Here is a 15,517-nt window from a genome sequence, read left to right as displayed (position 1 = left end):
GCCACCAACCGTCGCCCCCAGGGGCTTGAGGATGAGACTATGAACAAAGCGGCGCAAGCCTATTTTCAAACCAATGTGGCCACCACCGACCAAGGGCAGCTTCTGCTCATGCTCTACGACGGCGCTCTCAAATACTTGCATCAGGCCCGTGACAAAATGCTGGCCAACGATTTTGCCGCCAAGGGCATGCTCATCTCTCGCGTCATTGACATCGTCAACGAGCTGGCCGCCTCCCTGAATATGGACAAGGGCGGCAGTCTTGCCGTGAACCTCAATAACCTCTATCTGCTCTGTACGGCCCGCCTGCTGCGCGCCAACCTCAAAATGGATCTGGAATCCCTGGACAGCGTGGAGCATATCCTTTCCGGCCTGCGCGACGCCTACGCCCAGATCATTGAAACCCCCGAGGCCAGACGGGCCGCCTCAGACATCGCCAGCCGCCTGCAGCCCCAGGGCGCGACCCTGCGCACGGCCCAGCCCATCCTGCCGCCCCGGTCCATAGGCGTGCCCAGTGCCCAGGCCCGCGCCGTCTATGGCCGCACGGCCGCCGCGGCCGGGGAAGAACCGCCGCAGGCCCGCGTCCAGGCCTTTACCCCTGCCCCCGAGCGGCCGGGCCGCCTGCCCGGAGCCTACGGCAAACTGCAAGGCGAGCGCTGAGCCGAAGCCGTTTGGTTTTGCGTACCTTCTTAAACGGGTAACGGCGCCCATTTTGGCGCTTGGCAGTGCAATGAACAGCACTGCCGCCTTGGCCCCGCCACCGGCGTTCTGTGTTGGCCCGCCGGTGACGGGCCAGGCTGCGTCAGCGCCTTTGCGCGGCTTGTGGCCCTGCGCCGCAAACGCTACACTGCGGCAAAAGCCTTTGATAAGGCAGGAATCTCCATGCCGCAGCGCCGTTTTTTCTCGCCGGGGCGGGCCGGTCTGCCCCCTGCCCTGATGTTTCAGGGCACCTGTTCCAATGCGGGCAAAAGCCTGCTCACAGCGGGCCTGTGCCGTCTGCTGGCCCGGCAGGGCTTGCGGGTAGCCCCCTTCAAGGCCCAGAACATGTCCCTCAATTCTTTTGTGACGGCGGAAGGGGGCGAAATGGGCCGGGCCCAGGTGCTGCAGGCCCTGGCCTGCGGCCTCGCGCCCGACGTGCGCATGAATCCCGTCCTGCTTAAGCCTACCTCGCAGATCGGCTCACAGGTGCTGGTGCTGGGGCGGCCCGTGGGGCAGATGCGCGTGGCCCAGTATCTGGAGTACAAGCCCAGGGCCTGGCGGGCTGTGTGTCGCGCCTACCGCGAGCTGGCGGCAGACCGGGACGTGCTGGTGCTGGAAGGCGCGGGCAGCCCGGCGGAAATCAATTTGCGCGCCCACGATATCGTCAATATGCGTATGGCCCGCTATGCCGGGGCGCGTGTGGCCCTGGTGGCGGATATAGACCGGGGTGGAGCTTTTGCGGCTCTGGCGGGTACCCTGGCTCTGCTCACCCGCGCGGACAGGGCGCGCGTGGCCGGGCTTATTCTCAATAAATTCCGGGGAGACGCCAGCCTGCTCACCCCGGCCCTCACGGCCATCAGCCGCCGCACGGGCAAGCCCTTTTGGGGCGTTGTGCCCATGCTGGAGGACCTGCGCCTGCCGGAGGAAGATTCCGTAAGTTTCAAGGCCGGGCTTACGCCCGGACTGCACGCGGGCGCGGGCGGGGAGGCGGCCGGGGGGCTGCTGGACGTGCTGGTCGTGGACCTGCCGCACATCAGCAACGCCACCGACCTGGACGCCCTGCGCAACGAGCCGGGCGTGCGCTTGCGGGTAGCCCGACGGGCCGAGGACTGGGGTGCGCCTGAAGTCGTGCTCTTGCCCGGCAGCCGGAATACGGCGGCGGACGCCCGTTTTTTGCGCGCCGGCGGTCTGGCTGCGTCTGTTGTGGCTTTTGCGGCCCGCTGCCTGCGCACCGGGCGCGGGGCCCTGGTGGGCGTGTGCGGTGGCCTGCAACTGCTGGGGGCGGAAATTCTGGATCCGCTGGCCCTGGAAGAAGGCGGGCGGGAGGCAGGGCTCAATCTGCTGCCCCTGCGCACCACGCTGCAGGCGGCCAAGCAACTGCGCCGGACCACGGGCACGGCCCTGGCGGCGTTGACGGACGGCGAGGCGGACGCGGCCGTGACCGGTTACGAGATCCACCACGGCAGCACAGAAGTTGTGACCAGGGTGGCGCGTCTGCCCGCAGCGGGAGAGCCTACGGTGCTGTTGCGGGACGCGGCTGGCGCGGCCCTGGGCTGGGGCCTGTGCGACGCCGCGGGCCGCGCGCGGGTCTGGGGCAGCTATCTGCACGGCCTGTTTGACGCCGACGTTTTTCGGCACGCCTTTCTGGCTGCCCGGCGGGCAGAGGCCGGCCTGCCTCCGGCCCCTCAGGCCGCCTACGACCTGGGGCCGGAGCTGGATCGCCTGGCGGACTGTCTTGAGGCGGCTTTGGACCTGCCCGCCGTGTATGCCCAGCTACGGTTGTAAAGGGGCTGTTCCTTACAGCGAGGTAGTCAGATCCTTGCCCAGCGCCTTGTTGAGAATAAACAGGGGCGCCAGTACGGAAACGATGAGGATGGCCCCGTAGGCCGAAGCCGGGCCAAAGTCACCGCTGCCGATATACTGAAAGACCTGTACGGTCATGGTGCTCCACGGTCCGTAATAGAGCACGATGGTGGAGCTCAGTTCCGCCAGGGTTGTCACCCACATGATGATGGCCCCGGCCGCCACGCCGGGCAGCATGGCGGGCACCACCACCTTGAGAAAGGTCCGCAGAGGGGGCACGCCCAGGCTGATGGAGGCCTCTTCTACCGAAACCTCGATCTGTCGCAGCAGGGCGGAAGTGGTTTTGACGGAAAAGGGCGTTTTGCGGATGAAGTAGGCCAGCACAATGATCATCCAGGTGCCGGTGAGCACCACAGGGCCCGTATTGTAGGTGGCCGCCAGGGCGATGCCCATCACGGATCCGGCAATGACCAGGGGCAGCATCATGGCCAGGTCCAGAGCATAGCCGATGACCCCGCCCTTGCGCACTACCAGGTAGCTGACGGCCAGGCCGAAAACCATGCCGATGACCGTGGCTGTGGTGGACAAAAAGAAGGAATTGAGGATGGGCCGGGGGGCGACCTTCAGGGCGATGAGCAGGTTGTCCAGCGTAAACTGGCCGTAGTAGAGGACCGGTCCGTTGGTTTTGGTCACAGCCGCCACCATGACCATGACAAAGGGCGCCAGGGAAATAAAGACGACAAGGGCGCAAAAGCCCCAGGCCAGCGCCCTGCCCAGGGGGGGCAGGGTTTTGATTTCCGGCGGGCGCAGCGCGGACATGGCGTAATTTTTTCGTTCCACCCACAGCTTCTGCAGCACGGTGAGGGCCAGGGTAACCACCACCAGCACGGTGCTCAGCGTGCCCGCCATGGAAGGGTTGCCGCCCATTTCGCTGACAAACTCGCTGTAGGCCTGCTCTGCCAGCACCTTGTAGTCGTTGCCGATGATGGTTGGCACGCCGAAGTTTTCAATGGACATGCAAAAAACGATCAGCGCGCCGGAGGCTATGGCCGGCGTGACCACCGGCAGGGTTACGGTGCGGAAAACCCGCCAGGGCGAAGCGCCCAGGTTGCGGGCGGCTTCTTCCAATGAGCGATCCACGGAATTGATGGCCGCGCCCACCATGAGAAAGACAAAGGGGAAAAATTGCAGGGTAAACACCAGCACCACGCCCTGCCAGCCGTAGATGCTGGGGATGTGCAACCCCAGATCGGCAAAAAAACGGGTGATGATGCCGTTGCGGCCCAGAAGCAGCAGCCAGGCTTCCGCGCCGATAAAGGTGGGCAGAATGAGCGGCAGGGTGCCCAGTGTGCGCAGCGCGGTAGCGCCGGGCAGTTTGTAGCGGGTGGTAAAAAAGGCGAAGGGCACGCCGATGAGCACGCTGAAGAAGGTGGCCAGGCCGCTCATGAACAGGCTGTTCCACAGGCAGCGGCGGTAAAAGGGCGTGGTAAACACGCTCAGGTAGTTGTCCCAGGTAAAGGCCCCGGTTTCCGCGCTGAGCAGGCTGGCCTGAAAAATGGCGTACATGGGGTACACCACCAGCAGTACAAGCGTCAGCGCCGCCAGCAGAAAAATCAGGTTCCAGACGGAAAAAAGTTTGCGCAGGGCCATCAGCCTTCCACCCTGACCGGGCTGGTCGGCGCGAAGCAGAGCCGAATTTTGTCGCCTGGTTGTTTGGTTTCACCGCCGCGCAGGGCGGGCACGTCCACTCGCAGCACCGTGCCCAGCGCCGCCACATGGCAGACCAGGGTGGCCCCCAGAAACATGACGTCGCGCACCCGCCCGGTAAAGGCATTGGGCGCTGCGGCGTCGGGGKCGATTTCGCGCAGCCAGTCCGGGCGCAGCATCAGGTGCACGGGTTCGCTCAGGCCGGGGTCGTCCATAACGACGTCAAACTCCGTCTCGTCGCACAGCATTCTGGCCGTGCGGCGCGGCGCATCCCAGTCCAGAGGGCGCATTTCCAGCATATTGCAGGCGCCCATGAATTCCGCCGTAAACCTGTTGACGGGCGAGAAATAGATGCCCCGCGGGCTGTCCACCTGCTGCAGCTTGCCGTTGTAAAAAATGGCTATCCTGTCGGACACGGCCATGGCTTCTTCCTGGTCGTGGGTCACATAGATGGTGGTGATGCCGAGGCTCTGCTGTATCTGGCGGATTTCTTCGCGCATGGTCACGCGCAGTTTGGCGTCCAGGTTGGACAGGGGCTCGTCCATGAGCAGCACGTCGGGGCGGATGACCAAGGCGCGGGCCAGGGCCACGCGCTGCTGCTGCCCGCCTGAGAGCTGGCGGGGGTAGCGGTCACGCAGGTTGAGAAGCTGCACGGCCTCCAGAATTTCCTCAACCCGGCTGCGTATGGTCGTGTGGGGAAGCCTGCGCGCCGCCATACCGTAGGCCACATTGTCAAAAACCGTCATGTGCGGGAACAGAGCGTAGTTCTGAAAGACCATACCCGTGTTGCGCAGGTGTGCGGGAGCGTTCAGGATGGATGTGCCGTCAAAGCGGATGTCGCCGCTGTCGGGGTCGTTAAAGCCGGCTATCATCCGCAGCAGGGTGGTTTTGCCGCAGCCGCTGGGGCCCAGAAGGGTAAAAAATTCGCCGTCGCCGATCTTCAGGTTTACCTTGTCGACCACCCGCAGCTGGCCGAACTGTTTAACAACATCCACTAACTCAATGTGCACTGGCGTATCCTTCTTGAACGTCCTCAAGGGCCGCGCTGAGGTGGTATCAGCAGAACGGTCGTACTCCAGACGCATCCCGGGCGCGGCCTGCGCCGCACCCGGGAAAATACGCCTACGGCTTTTGCAGAACCTGTTTTTTCCACCAGCCCAGGAGCTGTTTTTGCAGCGCGTTGGCCTCGGCGGGGTCAAAGCTCTGCAGCAGCGTGATGTTTTGCAGTGTGGGCATGCCCGCCACGGCAACGGCGTCGGGCCGGGCGGGGCGGCGGAAGTATTTCTGGAAGATGCCGTCCACCACAGGCTGGGAGAGCAGATAGTCCACCAGGGCTTTGGCCTCCTGCGGGTGTTTGCAGCCGGCAATGACGGCCGCGCCTTCAGGGGCGGCGATGACGCCGTCGGCGGGGTAGATGACGCGCACGTCCTGCGCGCCGCCGGCCACATAGCGGTGGGCGGCGTATTCCATAGTTATGGCCAGGGGAAATTCCCCTTCGGCGGTGCCCTTGTATACGAGGCTGGAGCTGTCCAGAATTTTAACGTTATTGAGCAGTTGCTTCAGCCCGTCCCAGCCGTAGAGTTTGTATATGCCGTAGACCTGCGCGTAGGCCGAGCCGGATTTCAGGGGGTTGGCCATGACCACCTTGTCTTTCCATTTGGGGTCCAGCAGATCCTTCCAGGTTTTGGGCATGTCTGCGGTCGGCACCAGCCGGGTGTTGGCCATGATGATCATCAGGTGCATGTTGGCGGCGGTCCAGCGGTGGTCTTTTTCCACAAAGGCCGGGGGCAGCACGGCGGCTTCGGGCGAAGCGTAAGGCATGAAGTCGGCCTTGGCGTTATCCAGTACGGCCACGTCGCCGCTCCAGAACACATCGCAAAGGGGGTTGGCCCTTTCTGCGGCGATACGCTTCATGGCTTCGCCGGTGCCCATGCGCACCACGGTGAGCTTGATGCCGGTTTTCTTTTCAAAATCCAGCGAGATGGCGTCCAGCATGTCGGGCTGGTTGGAGGAGTAGAGGACTACTTCCCTAGCTACGGCCGCAGTGGCCAGGCAGAGCGTCAAGGCCACCAGAACAAGCAGGGAACAAAGTTTTTTACTGCAAGCGTTCATGCAATCCCCCCCGGCAATGGGTCATAAAAAAGGAACAGGCATCTGACAATAATAACAAAATACGCTTCAAAAATCTTAAGGTCAAGGTTTGCGGGGCGTATAGCTGAGCTCCCTGGCCGTGCTGTTGCCTGAGCTTTGCGGCATGTGTCCGTTTTTAAGCGTGCGCCCGCCCGCCATGACCGCGCCTGCCGCACGATGCGGGGACGCCCGGCACAGCTCTGCGCGGGAGATTTTTGCGGCACGGGGGACGGTTGCAGGCAAAAGTCCCCCATGCCGTAAAAGTGTTTTATCCCCCCAGGCCGTGGGGATTGAGGGCGATGCGGTTGCGCTCCACGGCCACGGCCAGTTCCGGCAGCAGGTCGTGGAGCGCGTTCATGTCGCTGGCGCGGGCGGCGCGTTCCACGCAACGGGCCATGCGGGCCAATACGCGGAAGCCGAAGGCGTCCGATTCTGCGGCAATGCGGGCGGCGGCTTCGCCCACCACGGGGCAGCGCCGGTTGCGGTAGCCTTCCTGCGCGTCTTCCATGGCGGCGTCCAGGCGCTCCACCAGACGGATCAGCGTGGCGTCTTCCTTGGGCGGGGCGGAGAAAGGCGTTGCTTGGGGCGTTGAAGTTGCCAGGGATTGCTGCGCAGGCGGCGCGTCCCGCTCTGGAGCCTGCGGTGGGGCTTGCGTGCGAGCGGCTGGCCTGGAAGAAGGCGCGGCGGACTGCGCCGCAGCCCCTGACACGGCTGCAGAAGGCTGCATTTTCGCAGAAGGCGCGGCCCCGGCGATGAAATTGACGATGGAGGTCTGCTGGCCATTGGCGGCGTTGGCGGCTGTGGAGTGCGCCGCTGCAGCCGGAGCCGCCGTGGGGGGGGGGACGGCCAGGGGGTCTGCAGGCGGAGCGGCGTGGTCGCTCAGGCCGCCCAGAAGTTTCAGGATGAGCCTGCCTGCGGCGGTGCGGGGCATGTCTCGCGGCGGCACGGTCTGGGGGGGCTGTTCCGGCAGGCCCGTGAGGGTCAGGGGGGTGGGCTGCCCGGCTGTTGGCGGCACGGCGGGTGTGGATTTGGGGACGGGCCACGGGGTAGAGGTCACGCGCACAGTCTGCCGCGGTGCAGCGGGCTGGGGGGAAGTGCCGGTCTGCCGGGACGTTGCCGCAGGCCGCGCGTCTGCCTCTGCAGCGGAGGCGGCGGGCTTTGAGGTCATGGGCATGGGCTCGCCCACCCATTCGCCGGCGGTGGCAATGCTGGGGCTCACATAGCGCCGGTGGTCCTGTGCGGACGACGCGGGCTGTGGGTTTGCAGCGGCTGTCGCGCGTGGTGGGGCGTCCACAGCCTTGGGCGCGGCAGCCGGAGAGCGGGCCGGGTTCACGGGCGTGCCCACAGGCATGGGTTCGCCCACCCATTCGTCGGCCAGGTCGTAGTTTGCCCAGCCTGCCGGGCCAGGCATGGCTTGGGCGGCGTTGGGCGGGACAAAGCCGGCCTGGGGTGCGGACGGGGCGGAATCCGACGGGTCTGCAGCGGCCTTAAAAGGCGCGGTGGCCTCAGAAGAAGGCGCGGGCGTTGCCGCCTTTGGCAGGGGCTCCTCCGGCTGCGCGGGCAAAGAGGGGGCCGGCTTGGTCTGGGGGGCGACGTCCGTGGCCTGTCCGGCGGGGATGTCGGTGGACGCCGGGACGGGGGTTGGCCCGGACGGCGCGGCATCGGCTGTGCCCACCGGGGTGAGTACGGCCTCGCCGGGCCGCTGCGCCAGCAGCGCGCCTGCCGCAGCGGCGGAAACTGTGGGTTCCTCCCACTGGGGGCCGCCCAGCCCGGCGGCAACCAGAAATTCGTCCTGCGGCGCGGCTTCTTCCGGCAAGCGCGCTTCCGGCCCGGCCTCCTCCGGCGCAAAGGTTGGCGGTGAAGCGGCGTCGGTTGCGGTCGGGCTCTCCGCAATGACGGCTGCGTCCGCCGGCGTATCAGGCTTGTGCGCAGGGTCGGTCATGGCCGCCGTTGCGGCGTCCGGCGCGGGGCCATCCGTCGCGGCCGCCATGTTGTCCATGTCCGGCTGGTTCGCCAGAACAACAGCGGGCGCAGACAAGGGCGCGGCTTCCAGGGGTGACGCCGCCGCTTCCGGCGGTACGGGGGCTTCCGGGCGGTCGTCCGCGTTGTCCGTCGTCTGCGCCGGGGATGCGGCGTTCTCCTGCGATGTTCTGGCCGTGCGGGCAGCGACCTGTTCCTGCCCCAAAGCAGGGACTGTCGCCACAAGTGCGGCAGGCGCGGCTTTGGGGGCGGCGCCAAAGGGATCTGGCCCGAACAGATCGGGCAGCGGACTGTCTGCCGTCGCCTGGGCTGCTTCCGGCGCAGGCGCTTCTTCGGCTGGCGGCGCGAGGTGCTCCGGATCCGTTGCGTACCGTGCCGCACGAGCGGCGTCCACTGTTTCCGCCGCCTGCGGGTTGGCTGGGGCGAGCGTGGGGGATGCTTCCGCCCGCGGGGAGGCCTCTGCGTCAGGTACGGCCGGGATTGCCGCGGGGGTCAAGGCCGCGCCCTGTTGCGGCGGGTTCAGAACCGGGTCTGGCCCCTCAGAGCCGCTGTGTGTGGGAATGACGACGGGGGGCGTTGCGTCTGTCTGCGTCACCTCCGGTTCCGGCTGTGGGCCGAAAAGGTCCGGCAAGGGGGCAGCTGTGCCGTGGGCGGGAGGGGCGGCGTCTTCGCGGGGCGCGTCTTGGTGCGGCGTGTCTTGGGGAAGCGCGTCGGGCCTTGGCTGCAGGCCGGCTTCGTCCAGAACCTCGCGCAGCGTGGCGGTAAAGGCGGCGGCGTCCAGAGGCGCCAGCAGGGCGTGGGTGTACCCCGTTTCCGCCAAAGCGTCCCAGTGGCGTTGGTTGGGCGTTACGGCCAGGGCCTTGAACACGGGCAGGCCTGCGCGGCGGGCTTCAGCCTCAAAGCGCCCCAGCAGATCGGCCTGAGCCGGACCGTATTGCGGGCGCAGGGCCGTGAGCAGTACGGCGGGGGTGGCGGCATTGCGGCGCAAAGCCTCTTCCAGATCCGGGGCCGCCAGGCAAAGGCAGCCCTGTTCCCGGCACAGACTGGTCAGAGATTCCTGCTCTTCGGCGTCCGCGCCCACTACTGCCACTGTGGGGGTGGGCGCAGGGGCCTCCTCTTCTTCCTCCGCTTCCAGGGGCGTGAGGCGCAGGGTAAAGGCAATGGACGCGCCCTGCGGCCCGCTGTCCACAGTAAGGTAACCGTTGCAGACGCCGGCCAGCTCCCAGGCGCGGAGCAGGGCTTGGCCCGAACGGCTGCGCGGCGGCAGGCCCGCGCCCGTATCTGTAACGGTAAAGAGCAGGTGGCCGGGGTCCGCGCTTTCGGGCACGCGCCGCACGGTCAGGTGTACGGCCCCGTGGGCCGTGGCGCGTACGGCGCTTTCCAGCAGGCCGTCCAGCACCTGGCGCAGGGCTTGGCCCGGTCCTTCATACATATGTCCCAAAAGGGGCGGCAAATACCACGCCAGGCCTATGCCCGCGTTTTCCGCCGCCACGGATACGGCGTCGTGGGCTTCGCGCACCAGGTGCTGCAGGTTGAAGGCTGTACGGGCCGGCGGGCCGGCGGGGGCCTGGGCAAGCGCGCCGGGATTGTCCAGGACGCGCGCCAGTTCGTCGGCGGCGCTGCGCAGATTCTCTGCGTGTTGGCGCACGGCCGGCGGCAGTGCGCAGCCCAGCAGGGCCGTGCCCTCCCGCAAGATTTTTTCCAGCGGCGGGCGCAGGGCTTCTCTGTGCGCCGCCGTTGCCACGTCGGCGGAACGCGTGGGCGTAGGGGCTGCGGGCATGGGGGCTGCGGACGGAGACCAGTCCGAGCCGTCGGGCAGGCCGGAAAGGTCCGACAGCGCATCGCCAGACGCGGGCTCCAGGCTGGGGAGCAGACGCAGATTGGGGTCATCCAGGGGCTGGTCCAGGGTGATGACATCCGGGTTTCCGGAGGCGGCGGATGCCGTCTGGCCGGGCTGAACGGGATCTGTCGCCAAAGCCAGCAGGGGGTCGGCTGCGGGTGCGGCGGCCTTTGTCTGCGCGGCGGCCATGTCTCTGGGCTGGCCCGTGCCCGCGATGAGCAGGGCGCTCAAGGCCGTGCCCCAGAGCGGGGCCGCGGCCAGCAGCCCGGCCGCGTAGCCTTGGTCCAGCCCCAGAATGCTGGCGGCCACGAACAGCGGCGGCACCAGGCAGCCCAGCAGAAAGCGCCGCGCCCCGCCCAGGCCCATAAGCGCCCCGGCCAGGGCCGTGGGCACAAACAGCAGGGCGCCTGCGGGCCAGAGCGCCAGGTAGCGGATCAGCCAGCCGTAGCCGGGCAGCAGCGGCAGCAGGGCCAAGGCCGCGCCGGGCAGGGAAAGCAGCAGAAACTGTACGTCCAGGGCGCGGGAGCGGCCGCGGGTGCGCAGCAGGTGCCGTCCCACATGGGGCAGCAGCATGAGGGCCAGGCCCGGCGAAAGTACGGCGGCTGCCTCAGCCGGGGTTATGCGGCCTTCGCCGTAGGCGGGCATGCCCAGTACGGCCTGGAGCAGGGCCATGCCCACATACAGGGCCGTCCAGGCGCGCCACTGGCCTTTTTCTGAAAGGCCGCGCAGCAGGCAAAGCAGCAGCACTACGCCCAGAGCCAGCACGGCCGCCGTGCCCGCCAGGCTGTCCCAGTTGCTGGCGGCGTCCTGCGGGGTGCGGAGCGTGGGCGCAAACCACGGCCCCGGCAGGCCGTCCAGGCGCAGGAAGCAGGTCCGGGGCTGGTCGGCGGCTTCGGGCAAAAGCAGCACATTGCGCTGGCTGGGCCTGGTTTCGCGCCAGGCGGCGGCCTGGGTCAGGGGGTCGGTGTACGGCGCGTAGAGCACGGGGTCTGCCGGTACGGCGGGGCCCAGGTCCAGCAGCAGGGTGGGCGGGCGCAGCCCTTGCGGCAAGGGGGCAAGGGTAAAGCGTAACCAGAGCACGCCCGTGGTTCGGGGCAGGGCCTGGAGCGTCAGGGGCCGGAAGGCGGCGTTGTTGGCCGGGGCCGCCACTTCATCTACGTCCATGCTGCCCGTGGGGTCCAGAAATGCTTCAAGATAGGGCAGCAGGCCCATGTGGGGCGCGGCGGGCGTGGGCGGTATGGGCCCCGCGGTCACGCGGCAGGGCAGGACGCAGAGGCAGAGCAGGCAAAGCAGCAGAACGCCGACCTGCCGGAGTTTCGTCTTCCGGGCCGTGTCAAGGGCGGCAGGCGCGCAGGGGGAGGCTGCTGCAGGGCGGGGGTACGGGATGACGGTAGTGTGGATGACGCCGGATCCGCGCCGGGACGGGGTCTGCCCGGGAGAACGGCCCGGGCCGGGAAAAAATGCAGTCATGGGTGCTCCGCCTGTATCTTTGCCAAGGGCGCTTACTGCAATTGCCGGATGAGATCGGCCACCGCCTTGCCGTCAGGAGCGTGCGCCGCGGGGTTGACCGCCAGCAGGCGCTGCCAGGCTTTGAGCGCTTCATTTTTGCGCTTGAGGTCGTAGTAGAGGACCACGCCCTCGTTGAACATGGCGTTTTCATGACGCGGATTAACGGTGGAGGCGCGGCGGAAGTCGGCCACGGCCTTTTCAAATTCTCCCAGTTCCCGGTGCATGATGCCCAGGTCGGTGAGCACGTCGGGGTCGTCCGGAGCTAGAGCCAGGGACCGCTCATAGGCGGATGCGGCCTTGCGGGCCTGCCCTGTGTCAAAGTAGAGGTTGCCCAGGCTGGTCCAGAGGGCGGCCTTGTCCGGGGCGGCGAGCACGGCTTTTTCCAACTCCGCGATTTTGGCGGCGAGCTCCGGCGGCATGGGCGGTTGGTTTTCCTGTGCGGCAGAAGGCGCGGCAGAAGGCGCTGGCGGGGCCGCGGGCGCGGCCTGTCGTCCGGGGCCGGAATCCGACGCGGGCGCAAACAGGGCAGGCGCCAGAGAGCCCACATAGAGGCCCAGCACCAGGGCCAGAGCTACGGCCAGGCCGAAGACCAAGGGGCTGACGGCGCGCTTGTGCGGCGTGCCGTCCGTTCCTGGCGCGGAGGAATCCTGCCCGGCGGCGGGGGCCTGCCTTGCGTCCGGGGTGGACTTGGGGGTGGGGGCGTCGCCCTTGTTGCTCTGTGCACTGGCCATGAAAAACCTCCTGACAGCCGACGCGCGGCCGGTTTACCTGCAAGGCAGCCTACAACCTGCGTCAGAAAGTGGCAAGTCCGCCGGGGCCGGGGCTGCTCTTACGGCTGGCGCGCCGCCCCCTTGAGGCTTCATAAAAAGGGTTGGGCGCGCGCGGAAGTTCGCGCGCTTTTCATTTGAATATTGCGGCTGTTCCGGGTATGCTGTGCGGGCTCTGCGGGCGGGTTCGGCTGTGTCGGCGGCCCGGCGCGAGCTGCGGAGGGATGGCAGAGCGGTTGATCGCGGTGGTCTTGAAAACCATTTGGGGTTTACGCCCCACGGGGGTTCAAATCCCTCTCCCTCCGCCAGAATATGGCTCCACAAAGCCCTGCAAGGCCTATCGCGCCTTGTGGGGCTTGTTTTATTATTCCCTGCTGCGTCCCGGCCAACGCCGCCCCGCCGCCCTTGGCCGCGCTGCGGAAAAGCGGTACAGTGACGCCGTGGGCAAAGCATTATCCCTCTTGCAACAGGAATATGGTGCATCCAATGGAAAAAATGAAAATCGTCCCTTTTGACTACGCCAAAGACATTTTTGCGGCCCTGCCCAAGGGCGTGTTGCTCACCACCAAGGCCGGCGACAATGTCAACAGCATGGTCATCGGCTGGGGAACCCTGGGCCTTGAGTGGCAGACCCCCATTTTTATTGCCTTTGTGCGCGAACACCGCTTTACCAGGGAGCAGCTGGACAAGAATCCGGAATTTACCGTCAACGTGCCGGTGGGTCCGTACGACAAAAAAATCATCGGCGTGTGCGGGGGCAAGTGCGGCAGGAATATGGACAAGATTCAGGCGGCCGGGCTCACGCTGGTTGCGCCGGAGGTCGTGTCCGTGCCGGCCGTCAGGGAGTTTCCGTTGACGCTGGAATGCAAGGTCGTCTACAGCCAGCAGCAGGATCTGGCCGCCCTGACTCCAAAGTTTAAGGACGCCTGCTATCCGCAGGATGTGGACGGCTCTGCCGTGGGTTCCAACCGGGACGCACATATTGCCTATTACGGCGAAATCGTCAGCGCGTACATCCTCAAGTAGATTTCTTGCGAAACGGCGAAGGACGCCTTTGAGGGCAGCGTGTTCCTGAAGGCGTCCTTTTTATTTGATGAAGACCCCCAGCACGCGGCCCACCAGCGGGGCCAGCAGTACAATGGTGTAGATGCGCACCAGGTGGTAGACCATGACTATGGGCGCTTCCTGTCCTGTGCCGCCCGAAAGAGCCACCATGGCATTGAAGCCGCCGGGGCTGGTGGCCAGATACGCGCCGCCCACGGAGAGCGCCCCGCTGCGCGCTACAACCCAGGTGCAGATAATCCCTGCCAGCATGATCATGCTGGTGGAAAGCAACATCACCGGCCAGGTGTCGCGTACCGCCTCCAGCATGCCGGGGTTGTACATATTGCCCACCAGAACGCCCACGCAGCCATAGACCACAAACCTGAGCCAGTGCGGCGTGGGCGGCGTGGTGACGCTGCCCATGCTTTTGAACAGGATGACAGCCAGCATGGCTCCGGTCATGGCGCCGCCGGGCAGGTTAAAGTGGTCAAATAGAGCGCTGCCGACCAGCCCTACCACAAACAGCAAGACAATAGTTCCCATAGGCGTGTCCTCGGTTTATCCCTGCGCAGCGGCCGCTGCGCTTACATCAAGTTTATGGTAGAGTGGATGGAGACCAAGTGTCTGTGTATACTTTGCTGAAAGATCTGCCCGCATGTTTTTTTATAAATCCAGTTGTATCCCGTTGTGAGAAACTGGTATAAAATAAGAGAATTGTCACATTTTTGTTGTGCAGCTCTTGTGCAAGTCTTATGGAATCTGAATTTTCAAAGAAGTTTTTTGCATCCATTGTTATGATTGGAAAATTAAACTGTTTGGCGATCCCGAGCTGTTTAATACCCCAAACACAATAAGCTGGATATTTAATGCCTGCTCTGAGGGCTTTTAGGTAGTCTTGAGGGCTGAAGACTTCAACTATCATCCTGTTTTGATATGGTATTTCTTGTAGTAGTAGTTTATAGTTTCTAATTTTATCTGTTATTAAAATTAAGTCCGGATGTTCTTTCATGATGGTTGCAATTTCTTCTCCGGAAATAACAGTGTATTTTTGTTTTATGTTTTGATTTTTTGCGGTGCTGAGTGGTAATGGTTTGTCTGCTGTGTCGCGCAGGTCGGTGATACTTTTAAAATGTTTCCAGTCATGTCCACCGATGATGTGGTTATCAGATGTTTCTAACATATCAATTTCTATAAATTGGAATCCTCGTTCTAGCGAATTCAAGATGGCTTCAAGGCTATTTGTGTATGTAAACTCCCCTATTCCTCCCCCATGGGCAATGTAACAGGCTGGGTTTGTATAGCCATTGTTGACGTAAAATTTATTTAAATCGGTACGATTATCTAATATTGAAGCGATTTCTCTTTGTAATATTGCTGTACTATAATAGTTCTTAACTTTATATATAAGTTTTTTTATTGGATACGTCGTAACTAGTATTAGTAATAAAATTATTATTATCTTTTTCATTTTGTGTAATTTGTAAGTTTTTTATATGAAAAATTGTCTTAGTGGGAACGGCGTATTTTTTGATGCAATCAATAAAATGTTTCATAGAGTGCACTTTTTCCCATTAAGATGCTGTTCAGCTTGTCAGTTCCCAGTTGTTGCAACAGGCTCGACCGTGAGGAAAAAAGGCTGACTCCCAGCCCAAATTGATCATTATTCCATTTTGCGCCTGCGCATTGTAGGATGGTAGGCGCCATATCCAGCGCGGAAATTTTTTCATGCCTTTTGTTTTCCGGTAAGGGAGGGATGGCTCCATAAAAGAGGTTGTATATGGTGCGCGGAGTATTGGGCGGTAAGAACTCTGGATTGCCCATAAAAGCATGATCTCCGAGCAAAATATACACGGTATTGTCGCTGGTGTTTTTGAAAAACTGCTCGGAAAACGCCCCTAGATGTAGAGTGTCAATACGTTGTTCACCCTCGCTCCAATTTTGAAGCCGGAGGTTTCCTGCCAAGAGCCGTGTGAGGACGCGAATAATTGTAGTGATGCGTCCATATGGGCAAGTTGGCTGCCCTTTTCCATGAGTGGGTGTA

The 15,517-nt window shown here is 63.8% G+C and carries 11 protein-coding genes, 1 tRNA gene and 1 pseudogene; 4 read left to right on the top strand and 9 right to left on the bottom strand.

The genetic code is table 11. The annotated features are described in order from the left end of the window. Positions 1-39: 39 nt before the first annotated feature. The gene (gene fliS / locus EB812_RS03735; protein WP_118229297.1) at positions 40-657 is read left to right on the top strand and encodes a flagellar export chaperone FliS; all 618 of its coding nucleotides are present in this window, start codon (positions 40-42) and stop codon (positions 655-657) included. Positions 658-879: 222 nt separating this feature from the next. Further along, entirely contained in the window at positions 880-2,481 is a 1,602-nt protein-coding gene (locus EB812_RS03730; protein ID WP_242621182.1) for a cobyric acid synthase, read from the top strand. A gap of 12 nt (positions 2,482-2,493) precedes the next feature. Here EB812_RS03730 and EB812_RS03725 read toward each other — a convergent pair whose 3' ends face one another. The 5 genes from EB812_RS03725 to EB812_RS03705 form a co-directional block, all read right to left on the bottom strand. After that, the gene (locus EB812_RS03725; RefSeq protein WP_118229296.1) at positions 2,494-4,149 is read right to left on the bottom strand and encodes an ABC transporter permease; all 1,656 of its coding nucleotides are present in this window, start codon (positions 4,147-4,149) and stop codon (positions 2,494-2,496) included. Further along, positions 4,149-5,216 carry an ABC transporter ATP-binding protein gene (locus EB812_RS03720; RefSeq protein ID WP_165450884.1) on the bottom strand — a complete coding sequence of 356 codons (1,068 nt, stop codon included), beginning with the start codon at positions 5,214-5,216 and terminating at the stop codon, positions 4,149-4,151. The genes EB812_RS03725 and EB812_RS03720 overlap by 1 nt, the downstream gene beginning before the upstream one ends. 112 nt (positions 5,217-5,328) lie before the next feature. Next, complete coding sequence (locus tag EB812_RS03715) at positions 5,329-6,318, bottom strand: extracellular solute-binding protein (RefSeq protein WP_118229294.1); 990 nt, start codon at positions 6,316-6,318, stop codon at positions 5,329-5,331. Between the two features lie 286 nt (positions 6,319-6,604). Next, positions 6,605-11,626: a 7TM-DISM domain-containing protein gene (locus EB812_RS03710; RefSeq protein ID WP_118229293.1), complete on the bottom strand. Its 5,022-nt coding sequence runs from the start codon at positions 11,624-11,626 to the stop codon at positions 6,605-6,607. A 32-nt stretch (positions 11,627-11,658) separates the two neighbouring features. After that, positions 11,659-12,396 carry a tetratricopeptide repeat protein gene (locus EB812_RS03705; protein ID WP_118229292.1) on the bottom strand — a complete coding sequence of 246 codons (738 nt, stop codon included), beginning with the start codon at positions 12,394-12,396 and terminating at the stop codon, positions 11,659-11,661. A gap of 254 nt (positions 12,397-12,650) precedes the next feature. Between EB812_RS03705 and EB812_RS03700 the strand changes: the two genes are divergently transcribed. Beyond that, a tRNA-Ser gene (locus EB812_RS03700) sits at positions 12,651-12,740 on the top strand. 178 nt (positions 12,741-12,918) lie between these two features. Further along, positions 12,919-13,458 (top strand): flavin reductase family protein, encoded by a 540-nt coding sequence (locus EB812_RS03695; RefSeq protein WP_118229291.1) that lies wholly within the window; start codon positions 12,919-12,921, stop codon positions 13,456-13,458. Between the two features lie 60 nt (positions 13,459-13,518). On the opposite strand, the gene EB812_RS03690 is transcribed toward EB812_RS03695, so the two are convergent. The 4 genes and pseudogenes from EB812_RS03690 to EB812_RS11965 form a co-directional block, all read right to left on the bottom strand. Continuing rightward, complete coding sequence (locus EB812_RS03690) at positions 13,519-14,019, bottom strand: AbrB family transcriptional regulator (RefSeq protein WP_118229290.1); 501 nt, start codon at positions 14,017-14,019, stop codon at positions 13,519-13,521. 52 nt (positions 14,020-14,071) lie between these two features. Further along, positions 14,072-14,944 carry a PI-PLC domain-containing protein gene (locus tag EB812_RS03685; protein ID WP_130957836.1) on the bottom strand — a complete coding sequence of 291 codons (873 nt, stop codon included), beginning with the start codon at positions 14,942-14,944 and terminating at the stop codon, positions 14,072-14,074. A 68-nt stretch (positions 14,945-15,012) separates the two neighbouring features. Further along, positions 15,013-15,327, bottom strand: a complete 315-nt coding sequence (locus tag EB812_RS03680) for a hypothetical protein (protein WP_130957835.1) — start codon at positions 15,325-15,327, stop codon at positions 15,013-15,015. Positions 15,328-15,371: 44 nt separating this feature from the next. Beyond that, positions 15,372-15,517, bottom strand: a pseudogene (locus EB812_RS11965) (integrase core domain-containing protein); the annotation flags it as partial.

Source organism: Desulfovibrio legallii, assembly GCF_004309735.1.
In the GTDB taxonomy this organism is placed as follows: Bacteria; Desulfobacterota; Desulfovibrionia; order Desulfovibrionales; family Desulfovibrionaceae; genus Desulfovibrio; species Desulfovibrio legallii.
The sequence above is the reverse complement of the archived record's forward strand: the minus strand, read 5'-3'. Positions and strand labels throughout refer to the sequence as shown.

Coding starts and splice junctions, on each gene's coding strand:
- EB812_RS03710 (WP_118229293.1), bottom strand. CDS start 11,626: ATGACTGCATTTTTTCCCGGCCCGGGCCGTTCTCCCGGGCAGACCCCG.
- fliS (WP_118229297.1), top strand. CDS start 40: ATGAACAAAGCGGCGCAAGCCTATTTTCAAACCAATGTGGCCACCACC.
- EB812_RS03685 (WP_130957836.1), bottom strand. CDS start 14,944: ATGAAAAAGATAATAATAATTTTATTACTAATACTAGTTACGACGTAT.
- EB812_RS03695 (WP_118229291.1), top strand. CDS start 12,919: ATGGAAAAAATGAAAATCGTCCCTTTTGACTACGCCAAAGACATTTTT.
- EB812_RS03690 (WP_118229290.1), bottom strand. CDS start 14,019: ATGGGAACTATTGTCTTGCTGTTTGTGGTAGGGCTGGTCGGCAGCGCT.
- EB812_RS03715 (WP_118229294.1), bottom strand. CDS start 6,318: ATGAACGCTTGCAGTAAAAAACTTTGTTCCCTGCTTGTTCTGGTGGCC.
- EB812_RS03705 (WP_118229292.1), bottom strand. CDS start 12,396: ATGGCCAGTGCACAGAGCAACAAGGGCGACGCCCCCACCCCCAAGTCC.
- EB812_RS03725 (WP_118229296.1), bottom strand. CDS start 4,149: ATGGCCCTGCGCAAACTTTTTTCCGTCTGGAACCTGATTTTTCTGCTG.
- EB812_RS03730 (WP_242621182.1), top strand. CDS start 880: ATGCCGCAGCGCCGTTTTTTCTCGCCGGGGCGGGCCGGTCTGCCCCCT.